Annotated in this window: 21 protein-coding genes and 1 tRNA gene; 14 read left to right on the top strand and 8 right to left on the bottom strand. The window is 62.7% G+C overall.

Annotation, left to right across the window (positions count from 1 at the left end; translation table 11 throughout):
• Window positions 1-7: 7 nt before the first annotated feature.
• Together RQ865_RS07915 and RQ865_RS07910 are read right to left on the bottom strand one after the other, a co-directional pair.
• Window positions 8-547: a hypothetical protein gene (locus RQ865_RS07915; RefSeq protein WP_311478665.1), complete on the bottom strand. Its 540-nt coding sequence runs from the start codon at window positions 545-547 to the stop codon at window positions 8-10.
• Between the two features lie 131 nt (window positions 548-678).
• Window positions 679-1,425, bottom strand: coding sequence for a hypothetical protein (locus tag RQ865_RS07910; protein WP_311478664.1), 747 nt, complete (start codon window positions 1,423-1,425; stop codon window positions 679-681).
• 277 nt (window positions 1,426-1,702) lie between these two features.
• Between RQ865_RS07910 and RQ865_RS07905 the strand changes: the two genes are divergently transcribed.
• Entirely contained in the window at window positions 1,703-2,257 is a 555-nt protein-coding gene (locus RQ865_RS07905) for an RNA polymerase sigma factor (protein WP_311478663.1), read from the top strand.
• 6 nt (window positions 2,258-2,263) lie between these two features.
• On the opposite strand, the gene RQ865_RS07900 is transcribed toward RQ865_RS07905, so the two are convergent.
• Together RQ865_RS07900 and RQ865_RS07895 are read right to left on the bottom strand one after the other, a co-directional pair.
• Window positions 2,264-4,060, bottom strand: a complete 1,797-nt coding sequence (locus RQ865_RS07900) for an ABC-F family ATP-binding cassette domain-containing protein (protein WP_311478662.1) — start codon at window positions 4,058-4,060, stop codon at window positions 2,264-2,266.
• Between the two features lie 66 nt (window positions 4,061-4,126).
• Window positions 4,127-4,639: a MarR family transcriptional regulator gene (locus RQ865_RS07895; RefSeq protein WP_311478661.1), complete on the bottom strand. Its 513-nt coding sequence runs from the start codon at window positions 4,637-4,639 to the stop codon at window positions 4,127-4,129.
• A gap of 72 nt (window positions 4,640-4,711) precedes the next feature.
• On the opposite strand from RQ865_RS07895, the gene RQ865_RS07890 reads away from it, so the two are divergent.
• The 6 genes from RQ865_RS07890 to RQ865_RS07865 all read left to right on the top strand — a co-directional run bounded on the left by RQ865_RS07890 (window position 4,712) and on the right by RQ865_RS07865 (window position 12,008).
• Window positions 4,712-4,786 (top strand) — tRNA-Gln (locus tag RQ865_RS07890).
• Window positions 4,787-4,838: 52 nt separating this feature from the next.
• Window positions 4,839-6,275 carry a bifunctional UDP-N-acetylglucosamine diphosphorylase/glucosamine-1-phosphate N-acetyltransferase GlmU gene (gene glmU, locus RQ865_RS07885; protein WP_311478660.1) on the top strand — a complete coding sequence of 479 codons (1,437 nt, stop codon included), beginning with the start codon at window positions 4,839-4,841 and terminating at the stop codon, window positions 6,273-6,275.
• A gap of 88 nt (window positions 6,276-6,363) precedes the next feature.
• Window positions 6,364-7,332 (top strand): ribose-phosphate diphosphokinase, encoded by a 969-nt coding sequence (locus RQ865_RS07880; RefSeq protein WP_311478707.1) that lies wholly within the window; start codon window positions 6,364-6,366, stop codon window positions 7,330-7,332.
• Window positions 7,333-7,443: 111 nt separating this feature from the next.
• Window positions 7,444-8,445 (top strand): methylenetetrahydrofolate reductase, encoded by a 1,002-nt coding sequence (locus RQ865_RS07875; protein ID WP_311478659.1) that lies wholly within the window; start codon window positions 7,444-7,446, stop codon window positions 8,443-8,445.
• Between the two features lie 93 nt (window positions 8,446-8,538).
• Entirely contained in the window at window positions 8,539-10,872 is a 2,334-nt protein-coding gene (gene metE / locus RQ865_RS07870) for a 5-methyltetrahydropteroyltriglutamate--homocysteine S-methyltransferase (RefSeq protein WP_311478658.1), read from the top strand.
• Window positions 10,873-10,952: 80 nt separating this feature from the next.
• On the top strand, window positions 10,953-12,008 hold the full coding sequence (locus RQ865_RS07865) for a hypothetical protein (protein WP_311478656.1): 1,056 nt from the start codon (window positions 10,953-10,955) through the stop codon (window positions 12,006-12,008).
• On the opposite strand, the gene gndA is transcribed toward RQ865_RS07865, so the two are convergent.
• Window positions 12,005-13,468: an NADP-dependent phosphogluconate dehydrogenase gene (gene gndA / locus RQ865_RS07860; protein WP_311478654.1), complete on the bottom strand. Its 1,464-nt coding sequence runs from the start codon at window positions 13,466-13,468 to the stop codon at window positions 12,005-12,007. The two genes, RQ865_RS07865 and gndA, sit on opposite strands and share 4 nt — an antisense overlap.
• A 166-nt stretch (window positions 13,469-13,634) precedes the next feature.
• Here gndA and RQ865_RS07855 point away from each other — a divergent pair, with 166 nt between their 5' ends.
• From RQ865_RS07855 to RQ865_RS07830, 6 genes are all read left to right on the top strand, one after another.
• Entirely contained in the window at window positions 13,635-14,531 is an 897-nt protein-coding gene (locus tag RQ865_RS07855; protein ID WP_311478653.1) for a hypothetical protein, read from the top strand.
• A 176-nt stretch (window positions 14,532-14,707) separates the two neighbouring features.
• Window positions 14,708-15,334 (top strand): 50S ribosomal protein L25/general stress protein Ctc, encoded by a 627-nt coding sequence (locus RQ865_RS07850; RefSeq protein WP_311478652.1) that lies wholly within the window; start codon window positions 14,708-14,710, stop codon window positions 15,332-15,334.
• A gap of 6 nt (window positions 15,335-15,340) precedes the next feature.
• Complete coding sequence (pth, locus tag RQ865_RS07845) at window positions 15,341-15,925, top strand: aminoacyl-tRNA hydrolase (RefSeq protein WP_311478651.1); 585 nt, start codon at window positions 15,341-15,343, stop codon at window positions 15,923-15,925.
• A 41-nt stretch (window positions 15,926-15,966) separates the two neighbouring features.
• Window positions 15,967-16,404 carry a D-aminoacyl-tRNA deacylase gene (dtd, locus tag RQ865_RS07840; RefSeq protein WP_311478650.1) on the top strand — a complete coding sequence of 146 codons (438 nt, stop codon included), beginning with the start codon at window positions 15,967-15,969 and terminating at the stop codon, window positions 16,402-16,404.
• Between the two features lie 71 nt (window positions 16,405-16,475).
• Window positions 16,476-20,156, top strand: a complete 3,681-nt coding sequence (mfd, locus tag RQ865_RS07835) for a transcription-repair coupling factor (RefSeq protein WP_311478649.1) — start codon at window positions 16,476-16,478, stop codon at window positions 20,154-20,156.
• Complete coding sequence (locus RQ865_RS07830; RefSeq protein ID WP_311478647.1) at window positions 20,153-20,857, top strand: MazG family protein; 705 nt, start codon at window positions 20,153-20,155, stop codon at window positions 20,855-20,857. Before mfd ends, RQ865_RS07830 begins: the two co-directional genes overlap by 4 nt.
• Here the strand turns inward: RQ865_RS07830 and RQ865_RS07825 are convergent.
• The 3 genes from RQ865_RS07825 to RQ865_RS07815 form a co-directional block, all read right to left on the bottom strand.
• Window positions 20,854-21,453, bottom strand: coding sequence for a hypothetical protein (locus tag RQ865_RS07825; RefSeq protein WP_311478646.1), 600 nt, complete (start codon window positions 21,451-21,453; stop codon window positions 20,854-20,856). The two genes, RQ865_RS07830 and RQ865_RS07825, sit on opposite strands and share 4 nt — an antisense overlap.
• Before the next feature lie 119 nt (window positions 21,454-21,572).
• Window positions 21,573-21,866 (bottom strand): hypothetical protein, encoded by a 294-nt coding sequence (locus RQ865_RS07820; protein WP_311478645.1) that lies wholly within the window; start codon window positions 21,864-21,866, stop codon window positions 21,573-21,575.
• Window positions 21,832-22,014, bottom strand: a complete 183-nt coding sequence (locus tag RQ865_RS07815) for a hypothetical protein (protein ID WP_311478644.1) — start codon at window positions 22,012-22,014, stop codon at window positions 21,832-21,834. The genes RQ865_RS07820 and RQ865_RS07815 overlap by 35 nt, the downstream gene beginning before the upstream one ends.
• A 112-nt stretch (window positions 22,015-22,126) precedes the next feature.
• On the opposite strand from RQ865_RS07815, the gene hisS reads away from it, so the two are divergent.
• Window positions 22,127-23,434, top strand: coding sequence for a histidine--tRNA ligase (hisS, locus tag RQ865_RS07810; RefSeq protein WP_311478642.1), 1,308 nt, complete (start codon window positions 22,127-22,129; stop codon window positions 23,432-23,434).
• The last annotated feature ends 90 nt before the right edge of the window (window positions 23,435-23,524 follow it).

Below are 23,524 nucleotides of genomic sequence, written 5' to 3'. Positions count from 1 at the left end.
TCGCGAGCTAAACAAGGAAGGCGTCTGAACCGTCATCGGGGGCATCGAAATCGCTGTCGGTATCGTGCGGTTCGCCCAGATCATTGCTGTCGTAGTCGGCATCATCAAAGTTGAGCGAGTGGTCGCTCTCAAACCCTCCGGTATCGATACCGGTCGCATCGTGGCCGTAGTCGGCGGTGCCGAAGATCTGATCAAGCACCGAGTCGGTGTCTGAATCAATTGCGTTCGAGTCGGGCACACGCGTGGGGTGCTCGTTGCCCGGTTGCTCATCAGCGCCGTCAGCGTCGGTTTCGGTTGCGAGATCAACATCGAACTCGTTGCCAAAAATCGAGTCACTGTCGATCACATCCGGATCGATTGTGTCATCTGTGTAGTCGGCAGGGTCGTGCTCGCTCGTGTCGTCGAAGAGATCGACGAGGTGGTCGGCCAATCCCGGAGGTGCGATGAAGGTGTCTTCGAGCATGCCGTCCCATTGCTCATCGCCGAGTGAGGGTGCCTCACCGAGGAGGAACTCCTCTGTTGGTTGGTCTGAATTGGGCTCTGACATGATGCTCCTTCGTTGACAACGCGCGCCGGTCTCAAAAGATTGGTGGTGTTATTGAGTGTGATGCGCCGGGCGCGGGGAAAGTTCCCGATTCAATCAGAAAACCCCGCGCCCGACGTCGATGCGAATGCTGACTAGATGAAGTCGGAGACTTCCGGGCCGTCAAAATCTTCGAGTTCGTTGATTTCGCCGTTGCTGTCGGAGTGTCCCACCGAATCGAAGGTGCCGTCACCGTCGGTGTCCATCCAGACTTCGTCAGCAAGGCCGTCACCGTCGTGGTCGATCAGCATGGTGTCGAGGTTGCCGTCGCCGTTGCCGTCGACCAGCGCACCGTCGAGCTGACCGTCGCCATCGGTGTCGAACTCCACTTCACCCTCGAGGAAATTCGATTCGTCGGTGTTGTTGATCGGCTCACCCGTGTTGCCGCTGTCGGTTGGTTCGCCGATCGGGGTTGGGTCGGCGGGCAGGGTGTGCTCGCTCGGAGGCGCAGGGAGGGTGTTGATGTCGTCGGCGCTAGTGAAGCTCTCGGGCCCGTACGATTCGGTGATGGTGAATTGCTCGTCGGCGTAGCCGTCACCGTCGGTGTCGACGAGCGCGAGGTCGAGTTTGCCATCACCGTCGGTGTCATAGGCAGTGGTGTCGATAATGCCGTCGCCGTCGCTGTCAATGTCGGCGTAGTCGAAGATGCCGTCACCATCGGTGTCGATGAATCGGGTGTCGATGTTGCCGTCGCCGGTGGTGTCGGCGTAGACATTGTCGATATTGCCGTCACCGTCAAAGTCAAACGCCTTGGCGCTGGTGCCGTCAGGATTCGTCGACTCGGCAACCGGATCGTGCCCGTAAAAAGCCTCGTTCGGGTTGCCGCTGTGGGTGGTGCTCATCGCTGCTTGCTCCTTCGAGTCAAAGTCGTAATGGTTGCGTTGACTGATCTGTAGCTTGGATGCGCACCGGTAGCCGAAAGTTCCCGCGGTCAAGAAAAATTCTGGCCGACCCTTCGGTGCGCGGGTTTAGGGTGGTGCACGGTGCATCCGACATGGCGAGGGTTGGGAGTCAATCTCTGGTTGGATATTTCTGCTGGATTCTTTCAACGTAACCCGCAACTATTAGTTTTCGTTCGGATTGTGTTTAGCTGCTGAGAGGCAAACGACAGGAGTGGCAATGGAGAATGCTGCCAATGAGGCCCAGCTTCTTGCTCAGGCGAAGCAGGGCGACCGGCGCGCGTTCTCACTGCTGCTTGAGCCCTATCGAAATCGGCTTTGGGCCGTGTGCCTGCGCACCTGCGGGCACCGCGCCGACGCCGAAGACGCCCTGCAAAACACGCTGATCGCGATATGGCAAAACCTGCCAAAGTTTCGAGGTGAGTCGTCGATCTCGACCTGGGCGTTCCGCATCGCGCAAAACTCGGCGCTGGCGATCATCCGCAAGCGCCGCGAAGTTACCGTCGATGACGATGCCGCCGAGTATGTGTTCGATCGCGCCGACGGCACCGACCACGCCGAAACCAACGCGGTGCGTGACCGCGTGCAGCGCGCACTCGAAACACTGAGTGAAGACTTCCGCGTGGCGCTGGTGTTGCGCGAGTTTGCCGACTACACCTACGAGCAGATCGCCGACTATCAGCAGGTGCCGGTGCAGACGGTTCGCTCGCGACTCAACCGGGCACGTAAACAGCTCAAACAGGCCCTGCTCGCGCAGGAAGAAATTGAGCTTTGAGGCCGCTTAGCTTTCGAGCCGCTCGGCAAGTTCGAGCCAGCGCACCTCAAGCTCGTCGATCTCGTCCTGCACGGCGCTGCGCTCATGACCGATCGCGCTGAGCCCCTCGTAGTCCGACTGGTCGTGGGCGGCTAAACGCGCATCTGTCGCCGTTAGTTCGTCGGCAAGTTTCGCGAGGCGGCGCTGAATGGCGGCGGTTTCTTTCTCGAGACTGCGCCGCTGGGCACCGCTGAGCCGGGATGAATTGGCCGCTGCCGGAGCAGTCGCCGAGCCGCCCAGATCGACGGCCGCGGGCGTGGCGACAGGCGGTGCCAGCCGCAGGTATTCATCCACACCGCCAGGCAAATGCCGCAGCATGCCGGCGATCACCGCATACTGCTGATCAGTGACGCGCTCGAGCAGGTAACGGTCGTGTGACACCACCAGCAGTGTTCCCGGCCAGGTGTCGAGCAGATCTTCCATCGCCGCGAGCATGTCGGTGTCGAGATCGTTTGTTGGTTCGTCGAGGATGAGCACATTCGGTTCGTCAAGCAAAATCAACAGCAGCTGCAGCCGGCGTTTTTGACCGCCCGACAAATCGCGCACCGGGGTTTGCAATTGTGCGCTGGTGAATCCGAGCCGCTCGAGCAGCTGCGAGGGGGTCAGTTCGTCGCCGGCCGCCGTATAGGTGCGTTTGAGCCGACCCACCACCTCAAACACGCGATCGTCAGCAACATCTTTCAGTTCGTCAAGCTGCTGCGAGAGCGTGGCGATCCGCACGGTTTTGCCGTGTTTGACGCGGCCCGAAGTGGGCGGCAGATCGCCGGTGATCAGCCGCAGTAGCGTCGATTTCCCGGCACCGTTCACACCCAGAATGCCGGTGCGTTCTCCCGGCGCAATTCGCCAGGTGATGTCGTGCAGCACCTGCCGGTCGCCAAACGAAACTCCCGCGTTTTCGAGGTCGACCACATCCTTACCCAGCCTGGCCACCGCCATCCGCTGCAGCTCAATCGGGTTGCGCACCGGCGGCACATCTGCGATCAGCTGGTTGGCAGCCTCGATGCGGAACTTCGGTTTTGAAGTGCGGGCGGGTGCGCCGCGACGTAGCCAGGCGAGCTCTTTACGCATCAGGTTTTGCCGCTTTTGCTCAGCGATTGCCGCCTGGCGGTCGCGCTCAACGCGTTGCAGTACATAGGCGGCATAACCGCCCTCGAACTCTTCGACGAGGCGGTCATGCACCTCCCACATGCGGGTACACACCTCGTCGAGAAACCAGCGGTCGTGGGTGACGACCACGAGCGCACCCTCGTTCGCCGACCAGCGCTCGTTGAGATGGTTCGCCAACCAGTGCACACCTTCAATGTCGAGGTGGTTGGTGGGCTCGTCGAGCATCAAAATATCGCAATCGTCGATGAGCACGCGCGCGAGTGCCACGCGCCGCTGCTGCCCGCCCGAAAGCTCACCGACGCGCGCATCCCAATCGAGATCGTTGACGAGACCGCCAATGATGTCGCGGATGCGCGCATCCCCGGCCCACTCAAACTCGTCACGGTCACCAACGATGCTGTGGCCCACCGTGTCATCAGGCTCGAGCGCGCCGCTCTGATCGAGCATGGCGATGCGGGTGTCACGGCGCACGGTCACCTGGCCGGCATCGGGTTGCATCCGTCCGGCCATGATTTTCATCAGCGTTGATTTGCCGTCGCCGTTGCGGCCAACAATTCCGATGCGGTCACCGGCGGCAATTCCCACGGTGACATCGTCAAAGACCGCTTTGGTTGGGAACTCGAGGTGCAGGTGCTCGGCGCCAAGTAGATGAACCATAGGCATACAGTTTGCCCGACCACAGACTGCGATACGGGTCGCCGCGCTGGAGACGCGGTTGGGTGACTAGTTGTCGTTCGGTGACATCCGGCGTGCGAGCGCGCGCAGCATGCCGGCGAGCAGATCGCGATCGGGTGCACTCAGCGGCTCGAGCAGGGCCTGTTCGGCTCGCAGCAGCTGCTTGATTGCCTCATCAACACGCTCGATGCCGTCGCCGGTCATATGCACCAGCACACTGCGGCCATCGGCAGGGTCGTCGCTGCGGTGCACCAGGCCCCGGGCCTCGAGCCGGTCGATGCGGTTGGTCATGGTGCCCGAAGAGACCAGGTTGGTCTGCATGAGCTGTTTCGGAGTGAGCGCGTGCGGGTGACCGGCGCGGCGCAGTGCCGAGAGCACATCGAACTCCCACAACTCGAGCTGCGCTGCCGAAAAAGCCGAGCGGCGTACTGAATCGAGCTGGCGTGAGATGCGCTTGATTCGTGAAAACACCTCGAGGGGTGAAAAGTCGAGGTCACCACGCACATTGGTCCACTCGGCAACGATCTGGTCGACCGCATCACGAGCGTTGAATTCAGACATAGGGTCTATTATTCCCGACGGTTTTTCGGCGACGGTCACGAAGACATGGCAGACTATACGGGCACGACACATTCCTCCTTGGTGTAACGGCAGCACGACGGCCTTTGGAGCCGTGAGGTCCAGGTTCGAATCCTGGGGGAGGAGCCACAACTCAATGCACGCGAACCGTAGCCAATGACACGATCTTGGGAGTAACCACATGACCGATCAGAACTTGGCCGTCATCATCCTCGCCGCGGGTAAAGGCACGCGGATGAAGTCGAAAACGCCGAAGGTGCTGCATAAGCTCGGCGGGTTGCCAATGATCGGACACGTGCTGCACACGGCTGCAGAACTCGGCGCGGCGCACACGGTTGCGGTGGTGCGTCACGATCGCGATCGAGTGGCTGAAGCCATTCTTGATTTCGCACCGAGCACAATCATTGCCGACCAGGATGAGATTCCCGGCACCGGTCGCGCCCTCGAAGTCGGGTTGGAAGCGCTGCCGGCCGATTTCGATGGCGATGTGGTGGTGCTCTCGGGCGATGTGCCGCTGCTCGACTCGGTAACCGTGGGGCGGCTGGTAGATGCACACCGCAGCCGCCGCGACGATCTCACCATGCTCAGCGCCATCTATGACGACCCCACCGGGTTCGGTCGCGTACTGCGCGATGAGAATGGCGAGTTTGCACAGATCGTTGAAGATCGCGATGCCACCGAACAGCAAAAACTCGTTCACGAAATCAATGCCGGTGTGTACGCCTTCACCGCAGCCGCGGCCCGTGACGCGATGTCGCGTATCGGCACCGATAACGTGCAGGCTGAGAAATACCTCACCGATGCGGCCGGGCTAATTCGCGGTGATGGCGGCCGGATTGCGGCGGTGGCGGTCACCGATAACTGGCTCGTGCAGGGCATTAACGACCGGGCGCAGCTGGGTGCCACCGCGCGCGAGTACAACCGTCGTGTGCTCGAACACTGGATGCGTGAGGGCGTCACCATCGTCGACCCCGACACCACCATCATTGAGCGGGATGTCACTCTGGCGCCCGATGTGGAGATTCAGCCGGGCACGCAGCTGCGTGGTGCCACCACGGTGGCCGAGGGGGCGGTGATCGGCCCCGACACGACACTGGTCGACTGCGAGGTGGGTGCCGGAGCGACGGTGAAACGCACTGACGCCACGCTCTCGGTGATTGGCGAGGGCGCAACTGTAGGGCCGTGGAGCTATCTGCGCCCGAACTCGGTTGTGGGTGCCGGTGCCAAGGTGGGCACCTTCGTCGAAACGAAGAACACCTCGCTCGGTGAGGGCGCGAAGGTGCCGCATCTGTCGTATGTCGGCGACGCCGAGATCGGCGCGGGGTCGAACCTCGGGGCGGGAACGATCACCGCCAACTATGACGGGGTCGCCAAGCATCGCACGGTGGTTGGGAAACACGTCAAAATTGGTTCCGACAATGTGCTGGTGGCACCGGTTGAGCTTGGTGACGGTGTCTACTCGGGTGCTGGCACAACCATCCGCAAAGATGTGCCAGCCGGTGCACTGGTGGTCACCGCGGCGTCGCAGCGCAATATTCCCGGCTGGGTGGCCAAGCACCGCCCCGGCTCGGATTCGGCGCGCGCCGCCGAAGCAGCATCCGACACGTCTAACGAATAAAGCGAGTAACCTGACAGTTATTAAACTTGCAGCTGACAACGAACTGCAGTTGACGAACGAATAGGGGCGGTAATTCGTGTCTGGCATCATGCATCCCGGTGAGAAGCGACTCGTATTGATTTCGGGGCGCACCCATCCCGAGCTGGCCCAGCAGATTGCGCACGAGCTGGGCACCGAGCTGCTTGAAACCGAAACCCGCACCTTCGCAAACGGTGAAATTTACGCTCGCTACGGTGAATCGGTGCGCGGCGCGGATGCGTTTGTTATTCAGTCGCACGACGCCCCGATCAACGAGGCGGTCATGGAACAGCTGATCATGGTTGACGCGCTCAAGCGCGCCTCAGCCAAGCGCATCACCGTGGTCGCACCCTGTTACCCCTACGCCCGGCAAGACAAAAAAGGCCGCGGCCGTGAACCAATCTCGGCACGGCTGATTGCCGATCTGTTCAAGACCGCTGGTGCCGACCGCATCATGTCGGTTGATCTGCACGCCTCGCAGATTCAGGGTTTTTTCGACGGACCCGTCGATCACCTGTTCGCGATGCCGGTGCTGATGGACTACTTTCGGGAAAAGCTCGGCGACGACCCGAACCTCACCATCGTTTCGCCAGATATGGGTCGGGTGCGCGTGGCTGATCGCTGGTCGGATGCGCTTGGCGCACCCCTCGCGATCATCCACAAGCGCCGCGACCCGAAAGTTGCCAACGAGGTGACCGTGCACGACATCGTCGGTAACGTCGAGGGCCGCACCTGCTTGATGGTTGACGACCTGATCGACACCGGCGGCACCATTCGCAAAGCGGCACAGGCCCTGCGCGACCACGGCGCCTCGAAGGTGGTTGTGGCCGCGACACACGCCGTCTTCTCGGGCCCGGCAATCGAACGGCTCTCGCACGAATGCATCGACGAGGTCGTCGTCACCGACACGCTGCCCATCACCGCCGAAAAGCAGTTCGACTCACTGACGGTGCTGCCGATCGCGCCGCTGATTGCGCGCGCCATCCACGAGGTGTTCGAAGACGGTTCGGTTACCAGCATGTTTGACGGGGCAGCGTAGCAAACCCCTGCGCGCGGCAGCACAGGTCACTGTGTGACGCCACATGACGTTGCGCTGCACTGTGTGACAGTTCGACTGGGCGGCTGGTGCGGCTCGCCATACGGTGGCTGCATGACCGCCATTCCGTTCTCATTCGAGCTATTCCCGCCGCGCACGCCCGCCGTCGCGGCGCGGATGCCCGAAGTCGCGCGCCAATTGGGTGCGCTGGGGCCGGAATTCATTTCGGTCACCTTCGGTGCCGGCGGATCATCACGCACAGAGTCGCTGGGCGTACTCGAACTGGTGCGCGACCTCGCCGGGGTACGCCCGCTCGCACACCTCACCTGCGTGGGCGCCACCACCGCAGAGCTTTCGGCACTCATCGGTGAGTTCATCGACCGCGGCATCCGCGACTTCCTCGCCCTGCGCGGCGATAAACCGGCGGACGCGCTAGGGGATGAGTGGCTCGGCGAGATCCGCACCGGTGCCGAACTCGCGCAGCTGGTGCGCGGGGTGCGGCGCACCCGCATCCCCGAAGAACTCGAACACGTCACCCCCACCGACGGGCGCTGGCGCGTACGGGATGCGCGCGGCGGCATCATCGCCGTGGCGGCCTATCCTACCGGTCACCCAGAATCGCGTGACGAGCAACAAGACCTCGACACCCTCCTGGCCAAAGAAGCCGCCGGCGCCAACCTCGCCATCACCCAGCTATTTTTTGAAGCCGACGACTATCTGCGCTTTGTCGAACGAGCTCGCGCCCACGGCGTGACCATCCCCATCCTGCCAGGCATCATGCCGATCACCTCAATTGCTCGGCTTAACCGCATGGCACAACTGAGCGGCGAGGCGGTACCGCAGCGCTGGCAGCGCGCGCTCGAATCGTGCGCGAGCGACGCCGCCCGCAAAGAACTCGGTATCGCTCAGGCAACCGCCATGTGTCACGACCTGCTCGACGGGGGAGCTCCGGGGCTACATCTCTACACCCAAAACCGGGTGAGCGAACCGGTTGAGCTGCTGTGCCGAGTTGGCGCGGTTGATCGTGCCCGCGCCCAGGCGCTACTGGCCAAACATGAACCGGTTCCCGAATCAACCTCGACCGCAGCGTTTCGAATGCTGATGCGCTCGCACTGAACGCCACGGGCGACAGAGCCGAGCGCGCACCCCACCAGCACCCGGCGGCTACCCACCGCACCGCAGTCGACCACGATGTGAAAGAAGCACAGTATGACCACCCAGCACCAGTCATTCCCCACCGGCACCGTCCTCGGTTATCCCCGTATCGGCCGTAACCGCGAACTCAAACGCGCACTCGAACAGTACTGGCGCGGTAAAACTACCCGTGACGAACTCGAGCGCGTGCGTGGCGAAGTGCGCGCCGCTGCCCGTGCCGGACTCGCCGGTGCTGGCCTTGGCCGCGCCGACTCGTCGATCCCCGAAGACTCGTCAACCTACGACCAGGTGCTCGACACGCTGGTCACCGTGGGCGCGGTGCCGGCTCGCTTCAGCGACGCCATCGGGGACGAGTCTGTGACCAGCGACGATGCCTTCCTGCTGGCACGCGGTGACGCCACGCATCCGGCGCTCGAGATGACCAAATGGTTCGACACGAACTATCACTACCTGGTGCCCGAAATCGGCCCCGAAACCACCTTCCACTACGCCAACCGTGAGCGCGCCGAACAGGTGCGCGAGGCGATAACCGCCGGATACGTCACCCGCCCGGTGCTCGTTGGGCCGGTAACCTTCCTGGCGCTGGCGAAAGCGAGCGATGCCGCACCCCAAGGATTCGACCCGCTTGACCGGCTCGCTGATCTCGTGCCCGTGTACCGCGAACTGCTGGCCGATCTTCGGGATGCTGGAGCCGAATGGGTGCAGCTGGATGAATCGGCACTCGTTTCGCAGCTGCTCGGCGACGACCAGGCTCGGCTGGGTGAGCTTGCCGGGCAGGTGTACCGTGAACTGGCAGCGGCAAGCGATCGGCCCGCAATCTTTGTGGCCACCTCGTATGCCGCCCTTCCTGACACGAGCTTCGAACAGCTTGCCGGTTCGGGAGTGGAGGCCGTCGGTATCGACCTCGTTAACGGCGAGGCACCGGCGGCAGCGGCGAATGAGCAGCGGGTGCAGCTGGTGGCCGGGGTAATTAACGGCCACAACATTTGGCGTGCCGACCTTGATCGGGCGCTGCGACAACTTGAGCGGCTGCGTGATACCGGCGCCCGCGTTGCGGTAGCGACCTCCACCTCGCTTTTTCATGTGCCGCACACGCTTGCAGATGAAACCGAAGCGCTACCCGAACAGTTGCGCTCATGGCTGGCGTTCGCCGATGAAAAAACTCGCGAAGTGGTGACGCTGGCACGCGGACTCGAACACGGGCGCGAGCACATTCAGCCCGAACTGGATGCGGCAAGCACGGCCCTCGCCGACCGTGAGGCTGCCCCCGGCGTGCACAACCCGGCGGTGCGCGAACGGGTGGCCGCAATCACCGGCGCCGATCGCCAGCGCGAACCATACAATCAGCGGGCAGCAGCACAGGCGGCCGCACTGGCACTGCCACCGCTGCCCACCACCACTATCGGTTCGTTCCCGCAGACCACCGAAATTCGCCGTGCACGCCGCGATTTCTTGCACGGTGACATTGATGAGCACACCTATAACGGCTTCCTGCGCGACGAGATTCGCCGCGTGATTGAGCTGCAGCTCGACCTGGGTCTGGATGTGCTCGTGCACGGTGAACCCGAGCGCAACGATATGGTGCAGTACTTCGCCGAGCACCTCGACGGATTTGCCACCACCGCAAACGGCTGGGTGCAATCGTACGGATCCCGCTGCACCCGCCCGTCGATTCTGTGGGGCGATGTGTCACGCCCGGCACCGATCACCGTGCCCTGGTCGCAGTACGCCCAATCGCTCACCGACCGCCCGGTCAAGGGCATGCTCACCGGCCCCGTCACCATCCTGGCCTGGTCGTTCGTGCGTGATGACCAGCCGCTTGCCGAAACCGCCGCGCAGGTGGCGCTGGCACTGCGTGATGAAGTGACCGACCTGGAAGCTGCCGGCATCCACATCATTCAAGTTGATGAGCCGGCACTGCGTGAGCTGCTGCCACTCGAACGTGCCCGCCACGAAGACTACCTGCGCTGGTCGGTGGCTGCCTTCCGTCTCGCCACCGCCGCAGTGGCAGCGACGACGCAGATTCACACCCACCTGTGCTATTCGGAGTTCGGTGAGATCATCTCGGCAATTGACGGGCTCGATGCTGATGTCACCTCGATCGAGGCGGCACGCTCACGGATGGAGGTTGTGGCCGATCTGGCGGCGCACGACTATCCGCGCGGGATTGGCCCCGGTGTGTGGGACATTCACTCGCCGCGGGTGCCCACCGACGATGAGATCGCCGAACTGGTAGAGATCGCCGCGAGATCGATTCCCAGTGACCGACTGTGGATTAACCCCGACTGCGGTTTGAAAACCCGCGGCTATGACGAGACCATCGCTTCGCTGCGTGGGCTCGTGAAAGCTGCCACTGCCACTCGTGAGGCGCTGGTAGCTGCGCAGTAGCCGTTAGTTTTGCGCCGGGGCTCGGTGGGGTGGCCGAGCCCCTGCGGCTGCCGATCAAGCGCATCGGTGACAATAGACATATGACTGATTTGAGTGGAGCTGCGCTGGAGCGCTATGAGCCGGTGCCCGTATCGCTTCCCGAAAGCGAGGTTGGCTGGCGGCGTGACGGAAGCGACACTGACCTGCGTTTTGTGGCTCCGGTGGGAGACAAGATGTGGCGCCGCAACGCGGTGCCCGCCGGCACCATCCCGTTTTGGTCTGGTGTTGGCTGGGGAACACTGGGGCTTGGTGCCGGATCACTCACCGGTCTGCTCAACCTCGCTGTCATACAGCCGTTCATGCCGGTGGTGATCGCCGGTGTCGGAGTCGTAGCTTTCATCGGTGGTTGGTTGGGTGGGAAGCGCCGCCAACGGCAAGTGCGCGCTCGTAACGCCGCGATCGAGGCGGCGAGTGAGGCACTATCGCAGTCGTATGCGGCCGATTTTCGTGGCGCGGCGGGTGCTCCCGTTCGGGCCCGGATTCGCGAGACCCTGCGCACCGGCGAGCCCGGGTCGGTGAGCACCGTCACCGGGCGTGGACACGCGAGTTTTCGGGTGCGGGTGAACGGCGACAACGAAATCGTCGTGAGCCCGTTCGAGCGTCCATCGAGCCGCAACTCGTTCATTGACGATGTGGTGAGGGCGACCGCCATGCCGATCACTCCCGCCGCCGGGCCGAAAAGCGCAACTCTCGAAACTGATGAGCGTATGGGACAGCTCGAGCGGCGACTGTTGATGCTTGAGAAAACCGGCGCTATCAACGCCTCGCATCCCGCGTATACGAAGCTCGTGACGCTGAAGGTCGACCGGATGACCGAATACCGGGTGCTGGCAGCGCGACTTGCCGGCGTGAAGCGACTCAAAACCGGGCAGGCAGCCGAAGCCGCAACTGAGCTCGAGCGTGATCTCGACCGAGTGGTCGAATTGATGCGTCGCGGCGTTGACGAACTAGAACAGGAAGTGCTGGGGGATGCCCGCCGAAACAGTGACGCGCACCTCGACTTCTTGCAACAGAAATACGGCAACCTCGACGATGCACCAGCAGACACCTCGGGCAGTGACGAAGCCACTGCCCGAGGTGAGGCAAGCCGCGACTAGTCCAGCTGCTGCTCGCTGCGGTCGCCCGACCAATTGGTATGGAAGGTGCCATCCCGGTCGACCCGTCCGTAGGTGTGCGCGCCAAAAAAGTCACGCTGCGCCTGGATCAGTGCGGCAGGCAACCGGTCGGCTGCGAGCGAATCGTAGTAGGCGAGCGAGGCAGCGAACGCCGGTGCCGGCACACCCGAAAGGGCCGCGGTCGATACCACGTGACGCCAAGCATCAGCACCCTTGGCGACCTCGTCGGCAAAATACGGGTCGGCCAGCAGCGAGCTCAGGTGCGGGTTGCGGTCGTAGGCCTCGGCGATGCGGTTGAGGAACCGGGCGCGGATGATGCATCCGGCGCGCCACACCTTCGCCACTACGCCGGGGTCGATTTCCCAACCGTACTCACGGGCGCCTTCGAGAATGAGGTCGAAACCCTGAGCGTAGGCAATCACCTTTGATGCATACAGCGCCAATCGCACCTGCTCAACGAAGCCGTCATCGACAGCGACCGGCTGCGGACGATTGGTGATAGTGGGACGCACCGCTGCGCGCTGCGCGATGCGGCCCGACACACCGCGAGCAAACACTGCCTCACCAATTCCTGAAACCGGCACCGCCAGCGACAGCGCGGTCTGCACGGTCCAGGTGCCGGTGCCCTTCATCCCCGCCCGGTCGACAACGATGTCAACAAAGGGTTTACCGGTTTCGGCGTCGATGTGGCGCAACACCTCGGAGGTGATTTCGATGAGATACGACTCGAGATCGCCGCGGTTCCACTCGGCAAACACCTCGGCAATCTGCGCCGATTCGAGCCCACCAACCTTACGGAGCAGATCGTAGGCCTCGCCGATCAGCTGCATATCGGCATATTCGATGCCGTTGTGCACCATCTTCACGAAGTGGCCGGCACCATCGGTGCCGATATGCGCCACACACGGCGATCCGTCTTCGGGGGCGCGGGCCGCGATCGATTCGAGAATGGGGCCGAGGGTGCGATACGACTCGGCGGGGCCGCCCGGCATAATGGCTGGGCCGTTGAGCGCACCCTCTTCACCGCCCGAGATGCCGGCGCCCACAAAGTGCAGACCGCGCTCGCGCACCGCGGCTTCCCGACGAATCGTGTCGGTGTAGAGCGCATTACCGCCATCGACAATGATGTCGCCGGGCTCGAACACGTCGCACAGCTGGTCGATCACCGTATCCGTGGCGGCACCGGCCTGCACCATAATGATCGCGGTGCGAGGACGCTGCAATGAAGCGGCGAACTGTTCCAGGCTGTGCGCTGCCACGAACCCTGCCTCGGGATGTGCGGCAGCCAGCGCGTCGGTGCGCCCGGGGGAGCGGTTGAAGATGGCCACAGTGTTGCCCTCGCGGGAGGCCAGGTTGCGAGCAAGATTCGACCCCATCACGGCCAATCCAACGACTCCGATATTGGCGGGTGCGCTCGCCGGTGTTGTGCGGGTATCAGTCATGGCTCGCCTTTCATTGGGTAGTGCTTCCTTCGATTATGGATGCCCGCAGAAAAAATCGTTACCGAGGATGACCGGAATTGGCTGCCGGGATCGTTACGCTAAAGCCAACTGCTCGGAACAGCCAAGCGTCGCTACGACAATGCTTACGAAGGAAGGGCACAAGCTCATGACCGGCCAGCAGCCATGGTGGAATCAGCCCGCAGCCAACAACTCAGCAAAAGATGAACCCACCCCGACCCGCACCTATGACCTGAACGCCGACAGTGCCTACCCACCGGCGGAGGGGCTTGGCAGCGGTGCGCCGTCGCGTGGCGCTACCGACACAACTGATCCGACCAGTCGCTATGACACTGACGACCTCAAGTTTGTTCGTCAGCCGAGCCCCACCACTCGAGTGGATGAACCCACCCAGGTGTTGCCCGCCGCGGTGCCGCCAGCATCGCAACAGCCTGGCACAACGGGCCCCCGACCCAACACACCGCCGCAGTGGCACAACCCGCAGCACGCGGTACCGCAACCGCCAATGATGCCCACCGGGCATGATCTTCCCGCGGCCGATCACCACCGGTATCACGGCCGCGCCAACGTTATGGTGGTGCTTGAAGAGGGGAACGGCAGTCCCAGCCTGAAGGCTCGCATAGTGGCGATGGTGATCGGTGTGCTCGCGGGCCTAGCCGCGCTGTTCATTAGCCTCGAGCCGCTTATTCCGGGTAGCAACATCATGGAGAACTTCTCGCAGTGGCTGACATCGACCCTTGACGACCAACTGGCCGTAGCGGTCGTAATGTTACTCATCCCCGGTCTGATCAAGCTCGTTGTGGTGTGCAGCTCATTGATTTCGGGTCTAGCACCGATGGTTTTCAGTATCTTCCTAGGGGTGCAAGCACTCATGCTCTCGAATATGGCTGCCGAAAGATTCGATGCCTCGTTTGCGAACACCATGGTGGTAAGCACAGCTGTTGAAGCGGTGGTGTTCCTGACGATCGGTCTCGTCGCACACTTATTGCGCGGCTCGGGCTATCGAAAAGCACTGCGCCTGGTGCGTCAGGCATCCCGGCAGTAACGCTCTGGGGTGACCGCAGATCAATAACTCGCGCCGGGTCGCCTAAATCGGTGTAAACTGGCGGGCGTACTTCGGCGAGGGGCCAGCTGCGCCCGTTATCGACGCGGTGCGCAGGTTCCGTAGTCGCGGGGTTTTGCGCGGGCGTCTCGCCTGCCACAACGCGAAAGGAAGCCAATATGGCACAGGAGCTCGACAACAAGCTCGACGTCACCGTCCGCACCGAGTTCGGTAAGGGAGCTGCACGCCGTCTGCGTGCCGCCGGCGAGATCCCCGCCGTGCTCTACGGTCACGGTTCCGAACCACAGCACCTGGCACTGCCCGGTCACAAGACCATGCTGCTTGTTCGCCGCGCCAACGCGCTGCTCGAACTCACCATCGACGGTGCCAAGCAGCTCGCGCTCGTGAAAGATGTGCAGCGTGACCCGGTGCTGCAGGTTATCGAGCACATCGACTTGCTCATCGTGAAGCAGGGCGAGCGCGTCGAGGTTGAAGTTCCGGTTATCGCCGAGGGTGAGCCGTTCTCGGGCACCATTCTGCTGCAGGAGACCGCTTCGGTGCTCGTTTCGGCCGAGGCCACCGACATTCCCGAGAACATCATCCACAGCGTCGAGGGTCTCGAAGAGGGCACCGTTGTGCTTGCGACCGGCCTCACCCTGCCCAAGGGCACCAAACTGGTTGACGAAGAGACCGAAATCGTCATCTTCACCATTGCTGTTCCGCAGGAAGAAGCGCCTGAAGAAGACGAAGACGCCGCCGATGAGGTGGCCACCGAAGCTCCGGCCGAAGAAGCCTCGGAGGAGTAACAAACAGTGGCTGGTGAGTGGCTCGTTGTTGGTCTGGGGAACCCTGGTGACCGGTATTCGGCAACGCGGCACAACATCGGCCAGCTGGTGGTTGACACGCTCGCGCAGCGGATGGCGACACGTTTCCGTCGCCATCCGCGCGCGAGCGCGGTCGTTGCCGAGGGGCGCCCAGCCCCCGGGCAACCCAAACTGATACTTGCCAAATCGACCGGATTCATGAACATGTCCGGCGGCCCGGTTTCGCAGCTGGTGAAATACCACAACATCCCAATCGATCGGATCATCGTCGTACACGACGAACTCGATATTCCCTTCGACACTCTGAAGCTCAAGCGCGGTGGCGGGCACGGTGGGCACAATGGGCTGCGCGATATCTCTGCGGCAATCGGCCCCGACTACATTCGGGTTCGGGTTGGCATCGGTCGGCCGCCCGGGCGGCAAGATGTCGCCGACTTCGTGCTGCGGCCGTTTGGCAGCACCGAGCGGGATGCACTCCCGGTGCTGATCGAGGATGCGGTGGATGCCGTCGAACTGACGGTCACCGACGGGCTCGTGGCCGCGCAACAAAAATTTCACGCCCCGGCCAGCTAGCTATATGCCAGTCAGCGCCAATTGGCAGCGGAGGATTCATCATGCGAGCCGTGGTCACACGATGCTCAAGCGCCTCAGTTGAGGTCGAGGGCAAAATCGTTGGGCAGCTACCTCGACCCGGGCTGCTCGTGCTCGTGGGCGCGACCCACACCGATACCGAAGCGGATGCCGCGAAGATCGTCCGCAAATTGGCGGGCCTGCGAATCCTCGACGACGAGCGCTCGGCCCTCGACCTTGACGCGCCCGTGCTGGTGGTGAGCCAATTCACGCTCTATGGCGATGTGCGCAAAGGCCGGCGGCCATCATGGTCGCAGGCTTCGGGTCGCGAACACTCCGAACCCCTGATCGAACAGTTCTGCGAGCTGCTGCGCGCAGCCGGCCTGCACGTCGAAACCGGTCGGTTCGGGGCGATGATGCGCGTCAGCTCGGTCAATGAGGGGCCGTTTACGGTGCTGATCGACTCGGCCGACCTCGCCTAACAAGTCACGCCCGGCCAGTGGCTCACGCACCCGGTTGGAGGGCGCCGCGGGCCGCCAACTAGAATGCTTGGGTGCGACTTCACGGATTTCTCGCGGCAGCCCAGCAGGCCGATAGCTTTGCGCGCGCAGTTTCGCGTGCCGATCGTGACACCGACTTCACCCTCGCCGAGGGGCTCAGTGCGCCACTACTGGCGGCACTCATCGAAGCGCGCTCACGCGAGTTGTCGGCACCCTCCTGCACGCTGGTGATCACCGCATCCAGTCGCGAAGCCGAACAGTACGCAACCGATCTCGCCGCCTTTTTGCCGGCGGCGCATATTGTTGAGTTTCCCGCCTGGGAGACGCTGCCGCACGAACGCTTGAGCCCCAGCGCCGATACCACCGGTCGCCGGCTTGTCGCCATGCGCGCGCTCGGCCAGTGGCGCCGTGGCGAGCCGGTCACCACCGGCGCAGCCAGTGTCGGCACCGCATCCCAAGTCGCTCCCGAAGCGCAGGTGCCGTTCATCATGTTCGCCTCGGTGCGTGCCGCACTACAGCCGTTGATGCCGCAGCTCGACTCAGCCCGACAGCTTGAACTGGTAGCAGGGGAGCGAGACTACGACCTCGGCAACATTGCCGAACAGCTCGTTGAACTTGCCTATGCCCGAGTCGATATGGTCACCCGCCGCGGAGAGTTTGCGGTGCGCGGCGGCATCCTCGACGTTTTCCCGCCCGACGCCCAACACGCGGTGCGCGTCGACTTTTTCGGTGACGAAATCGACGAGATGCGACCGTTCTCGGTGAGCGACCAGCGTTCATTCGACGAAACCATCGGCCGCATCACCCTCACTCCCAGCCGCGAACTGCTGCTCACCGAATCGGTGCGCAACCGCGCTCGCGAAATGGAACACGAGTTCCCGAATATTTCGGGGATGCTCGGCAAGATGGCTGAAGGCATCGCCGTTGAGGGGATGGAGTCGCTCGCACCGGCACTTGTCGATGAACTTGTGCCGATCATCAACTACCTACCCGAAAACGCGGCCGTCGCCGTGCTGCGCCCCGAACGGGTCACCACCCGCGCCAACGACCTGCGGCAAACTAACCGCGAGTTTCTCGAAGCTGCCTGGAGTGCTGCAACCGCGGGAGCAGAGGCCCCAATCGATCTCTCAGGCGGCGACTACCTCGCTCTTGGTCAATTGCGAGAGCTCAAAGGCGGGCGGCCCTGGTGGACCTTCTCGCAATTTGGCGGCGACGAAGACGCCGACGACAACTCGATGCGGCTCACCGGCGAACCGGTGCCAAGCTTTGCGGGGAACACCGAATCGGCAGTCGACCACGTGGTTAACCGGTTGCAAGCAGGTTGGACCGTGGTGATGTCAGCCAACGGCCCCGGTCTTGTGGAACGCGCCGTGCAAGTGCTTGCTGAACGCGGTGCCGCCGGACGCCCCGTACCCGAACTGCCCGAAAACCCCGACGAACTCGAACCCGGCGTCTGCTACCTGGTGCACGCGCCACTGAGCGTCGGTATCGAACTGCCCAACCAAAAACTCGCGCTGCTGACCGAATCCGACTTCTACGGCCGCGCGGTTGGCTATAACGCCGCCGCACCACGAAAACTCGCCCGCCGCCGCAGCGGTCAGGTTGTCGACCCACTGCAGCTCAAAACCGGCGACTACGTCGTGCACGATCAGCACGGCATCGGCCGCTTCCAGCGCCTCGAACAGCGCGAAATCCCCGTGCCCGGACGGCCCGGGCAGCGGTCAACCAAAGAGTTTCTCGTCATCGAATACGCCCCGTCAAAACGCGGGCACCCCGGCGACAAGCTGCTCGTTCCCACCGATCACCTCGACCAGCTCACCCGCTATGTGGGCGGTGAAGAGCCCACGCTGTCGAAAATGGGTGGCAGCGATTGGGCACAAACGAAGTCGAAGGCACGCAAAGCCACGCACGAAATCGCGGTGGGGCTCGTCAAGCTCTACAGCGAACGGCAAGCCGCCCGCGGATACGCGTTCAGCCCCGACACCCCGTTCCAGCACGAGTTTGAAGAGGCGTTCCCATACATCGAGACCGCCGATCAGCTGCAAACCATCGACGAAATCAAACGCGATATGGAATCACCCCTGCCGATGGACCGGCTGCTATCGGGAGACGTGGGGTTCGGCAAAACCGAAGTCGCGGTACGTGCCGCGTTCAAGGCGGTGCAGGACAACAAACAGGTGGTGGTGCTCGTACCCACAACCCTGCTCGTGCGCCAACACCTCGAAACCTTCACCGAACGCATGGCCGGCTTCCCGATACAGATCCGCGGTGTGAGCCGATTCCAAAAACCGAAAGAGATCACCGAAACAAAGGTGGGGCTCGCCGACGGAACGGTCGATATCGTGATCGGCACGCACCGGCTGCTCAGCGACGACTTCACCTACCACGACCTCGGGCTTGTCGTTATCGACGAAGAACAACGTTTCGGTGTCGACCACAAAGAACAGCTCAAGCAGCTCAAAACCAATGTCGACGTGCTCGCCATGAGTGCCACCCCTATCCCGCGCACCCTCGAAATGGCGGCCACCGGCATCCGCGAAATGTCAACACTGGCAACCCCGCCCGAAGACCGGCACCCCATCCTCACCTTCGTCGGCCCGAAATCCGACAAACAAATCACCGCCGCAATCCGCCGCGAGCTGCTGCGTGAAGGGCAGGTGTTTTACGTCCACAACCGCACCGCATCCATTAATCGAGTCGCCCAGCACCTGGCCGAACTCGTGCCCGAAGCCCGCATCGCGGTTGCCCACGGCCGGCTCAGCGAAAACAGTCTCGAGCGGGTCATGGTCGACTTCTGGGAACGCAAATTCGACGTGCTCGTCACCACCACCATCGTCGAAACCGGGCTCGACATCCCCAACGCCAACACCCTCATCATCGACGACGCCGAACGCTACGGACTCAGCCAACTGCACCAGCTGCGCGGGCGTGTCGGGCGCGGGCGCGACCGCGCCTATGCCTACTTCCTCTACGACGGCAACAAACCGCTCACCGAAACTGCTCACAACCGGCTCGAAACTATCGCCGCAAACAACGAACTCGGCGCCGGCATGCAGGTGGCAATGAAAGACCTCGAACTGCGCGGCGCCGGAAACCTGCTCGGCGGCGCACAATCGGGGCATATCGCCGGCGTCGGTTTCGACCTCTACCTGCGCATGATCGGTGAGGCGGTCGAGGCATTCCGCGGCGAACACCACGAATCCCGCAGCGAACTGCGCCTAGAACTGCCGCTGGATGCGCGCATCCCCGACGAATACATCGACTCAGAACGGCTGCGCCTCGAGGCCTACCAGAAACTCTCAGCAGCCGCCGCAGCCAACGCCAAACCCGGCCATATCGACCTGGTTGTTGACGAACTGCGCGACCGCTACGGTGAGCTACCCGAAAGCACCGAGACGCTCGTGGCAGTGTCACGCATCCGGCGCATGGCGGGCCTGCTCGAACTCTCAGAAGTTGTGGCGATGGGGAAAGTGTTGCGCATCACCCCCGTCAAACTTGCCGACTCGAAACAGATTCGGCTGCGCCGCATGTATCCGGATGCAAAATATCAGGATGCGCAGGGAGTTCTGACGCTGCCTTTGCCGGGCGGACGGCTCGGCAAACCCGTCACCGACACCGAACTCATCGACTGGCTGCTCGGTATTTTCCGTGCCATCTTTGACACCGAGACCGACCACGCCGAATCACCCGACCCAGCGCAAACCGAAACCGCAAAACCAGGTGCCTCATCGTGACCGAAGCAAGCGGTCAGCATCCGCTCGACCGAGTAAACGAAGCCGCCGCAACAGCTCCCGCCACGCACCGCGAGTTGCTGCGGCTGCTGGCCGTAGTGGATGCGTTTCGCGGTGAGCAGGGATGCGCCTGGTACGAGGCGCAAACCCATCGCAGCCTCGTGCCCTACCTGCAGGAAGAAACCGCCGAGCTGATCGATGCGATCGAAACCGGAACGGCCACCGATGTGCGTGAGGAACTCGGTGACGTGCTGTTTCAGGTGCTCTTCCACGCCGATATTGCCGCCGAGTTCGACCTCGAAGACGTCGCCCGCGACCAGGCCGACAAACTGCTGCGCCGAAACCCGCACGTATTCGGCCCGACCCCAACCCGCGATATCGACGAAATCCTGCGGCTGTGGCACGAAGCCAAAGCCGTTGAGAAAGCCAACCGCACCTCGGTGCTCGACGGTGTCGCCTTCGGCATGCCCGCGCTCGCGCTTGCCCAGAAAGTGCTTGCAAAATCGGCAACGCTTCCCGTCACGGTTACACCAGCCACGCTCGCATCAACCGACACCGACGCGATTGGTGACGCGCTACTGGCGCTCGCAGCGGCCGCGCACGAAGCGGGGGTGGATGCCGAAGCCGCGCTGCGCGACGCCACCCGCAGGCTTGCCGAGCGGGTGCGTGCGGCCGAAACAACAAGCGAGCTCGGTAAAAACTAGAGCGGGTTATTCACCAGTCCCTCATCGAGCAGTCGTCGATAGCGTGGCCTGGCATTCCGACGCAGGAACGCATCCAGTGGCTGCACCAGCTTCGGCATATCACCAAAGAACATGGCAAAGGTACCCGGCCCGGCAACTCCTTCACTCGCGCGCAGCGAGCGGAACTCGATCGCTCGACCGCGGCCGGCGGTAAAGAGCACGAGCCGCACTCGGTGGCGCGGACGAAAACGGCTGAGTACAGATTGGGCGGGCAGTCGGCCAACATGAATCTCGACCGCATCGAGGTCCTGCCAATTGAGCCGCCACTGTTCGTCCGGGAACTTCGGGTCGACATAGCGCAGCTGGTGCGCGTCGGCCTCGATCCAGCGCTTGCGGCGAATCCAAAGCGGGGCGGTTAACAAGGTCAGGCCGAGCAGCAGAACAACCACGCCCAAGATGGAGATGCCCTCCGGGGGCGATTCAACCGAGATACCAGGCACGAGCTCTATCAGCACCGTGAGGCCACCCAGCGCGCTGCAGATCACACCAGCGAGAATGATCGGGCCGGTCTGATTGGGGATCAACACATGGTCAGCACCGGGTTGCGTTGGATGCATTCGGCTGTCCTTTCTTGTCGTTCACCGATCGTGCAAATTCGAGTACGGGTTCGAGTAGTGCACGATCGGTGAAATCAACCGAATTGCCATAGCTATCGCAAAATTCTGGCGCCTTCTCATCACCCTTCTTGGTGCCGCTGGGCCATGCCGTACATCATCCGCATCAGCATCCGATGCGTAAACCGCATCCGCTCATAGTCGAGACCGCCGCGCAGATAGAACCAGTTGATCCGTTCAAACACCGGCGCCGGCAGTGCGGCTTTGCACTTGCTGAGCACCTCATCCCGCGCGTTCGTATCACTGTAGAGATCGTTCATGCTCACCGTGGCAATCGCGATCGGCACCTGGGGTGCGGCCGCAGCTGGCTGCCCAACACGCTTAACTGCCGTGAGATTGGCAATATACACGGGCAAAACAAAAAATTGCGTACTCGCCACCAATCAGCGGCGTCGGGCGGCGATCTGCCAGATTGATAGGCGCAGTGCTCAGCGACTCGCCCAACCACTGCGCATACTTTTCGGTGTGGCCATACTCGGAACGAAACAGCACGAGTGAACTCATGATCGACACCTCTGGTGAACGGAACTTGTTTCTAACGTAAACACGGGATGCTGGGCAGCGGCTTGGCGAGCAAATGCGCGCACACTGCGCTGGCGAGAGATAATGAAGCACTATGGCCACACAGATCAATCCGCCGCGCGGTATGCGCGACTTCCTACCAGCAGACAAGCGTCGCCGCGAGCGCGTGCTCGCCACCATTCGGCGAGTGTACGCGGCCCACGGGTTTGACGAAATTGAAACTCCGGTTGTGGAAGACAGCGCGCGGCTGCATTCGGGGATGGGCGGCGACAACGAGAAACTCTCGTTTGCCGTGATGCGCCGCGGCCTCGATCAAGCCGCGCTTGAAGCAGCCGCTCGCACCGGCAACCCGTTGGCGTTGAGCGACCTCGGGCTGCGATTTGATCTCACCGTGCCGTTGGCGCGTTTCATGGCAACGCATCGGGGTAGCCTGCCGACGGTGTTCCGCTCAATGCAGACCGGGCCCGTGTGGCGTGCTGAGCGACCGCAGAAGGGTCGCTACCGCCAGTTTGTGCAGTGCGATGTCGATATTTTGGGTGAGCCGTCGCTGCTTGCCGAAGCCGAGCTGCTGATTGCCGGTTCGGCAGCACTTGCCGAACTGGGGCTGCACGACTGCACTATCCGGGTGAACGATCGTCGGCTGCTCACCGGCCTGCTTGAGTGGTGCGGGTTTGCTGCCGAGCAGCAGCCGGGTGCCCTCATCTCGGTCGACAAGCTCGACAAGATTGGTGTTGACGGAGTGGTCGACGAACTCGGCACGGTCGATGCGGTCGCTGCCGAACGGCTGCGCGAGGCACTCACGGGCTGGGAGCCACTGCTTGCTGAGGGTATCCCCCTGAACACCGAAGCCGTCCTTGCTTCGCTGCCGCAATCGCTGCGCGCGAACGAGCTGGTGCGCGCCGCAGCCCAATCGCTCGGCGAAATTGCTTCGGCAGTGGCTGCCGGTGGGGGAGCGCTGCCGCTGGTGTACGACCCGACTCTCGTGCGCGGTATGGGCTACTACACGGGCACTATTTTTGAGGTGGCGCATCCCGCATCCGGTTCATCAGTGGGCGGCGGTGGTCGCTACGACGGCATGATCGGACGCTTTTTGGGCCAGGATGTGCCTGCCTGCGGATTCTCGATCGGGTTTGAACGCATCGTCGATCTCGTCGCCGAACAGGATTCCGACGAAACCGAATCGGTCATCGCGCTCGTCGACAAACGCATCCCGCCCGCCGACGCTATGCTTCTCAAACACGCGCTGCTGCAGCCGGGGCGTCGAGTGCGGCTCGAAAAGCGACCCAAAAACGTACGCAACCTGCTTGATCGGGCAGCATCCGAGGGATTCACCCACGTTGCGCACCTGCGCGATGAGCACCTTGCTCACCCCGAAACCATCACGCTCGAACCGCTCAATTAGTTCGAGTCCAGTCACAAACCCACCGGCCCCGACAGTTGCTCAGCGAACTGTCGGGGACTGTGCGTTCTGTTCACGCCAGGGCAGTAGGCT

This window comes from uncultured Gulosibacter sp., from assembly GCF_963509965.1.
Taxonomy (GTDB): Bacteria; Actinomycetota; Actinomycetes; order Actinomycetales; family Microbacteriaceae; genus Gulosibacter.
The sequence above is the reverse complement of the archived record's forward strand: the minus strand, read 5'-3'. Positions and strand labels throughout refer to the sequence as shown.